Origin of the sequence: Photorhabdus viridis, from assembly GCF_040256935.1 — a bacterium.
GTDB classification, from domain to species: Bacteria; Pseudomonadota; Gammaproteobacteria; order Enterobacterales; family Enterobacteriaceae; genus Photorhabdus; species Photorhabdus viridis.
In genome coordinates this window covers 1-223 of sequence record NZ_JBEJZY010000614.1, presented here as the reverse complement: position 1 = coordinate 223, position 223 = coordinate 1, and the positions used below count along the sequence as shown (strand labels likewise).

The 223-nt window shown below is 51.6% G+C and carries 1 pseudogene; it reads right to left on the bottom strand.

What is annotated here, in order from left to right:
- Positions 1-223, bottom strand: a pseudogene (locus ABR397_RS24790) (hypothetical protein); the annotation flags it as partial.

The window sequence follows — 223 nt, the reverse complement described above, 5'->3', positions numbered from 1 at the left end:
AGTTTTACACCCTTCAAGCGCAATACGCCCTGCTGTTGCCATTTCAGCCGAGCCCGCAATCAGTATCTGACCGCCATAAGTCAGAGCATATCCGCCTGCTGCCACTGCGGTCACGGTTATCGCGGCATCACGTCGCGCAATAACGCGTTCTGCCGCCGATTTATCCCCTTTCTCTGCCGCCAGGATATCTTTTTGATTATCAACTGATAACTGATGCAACATA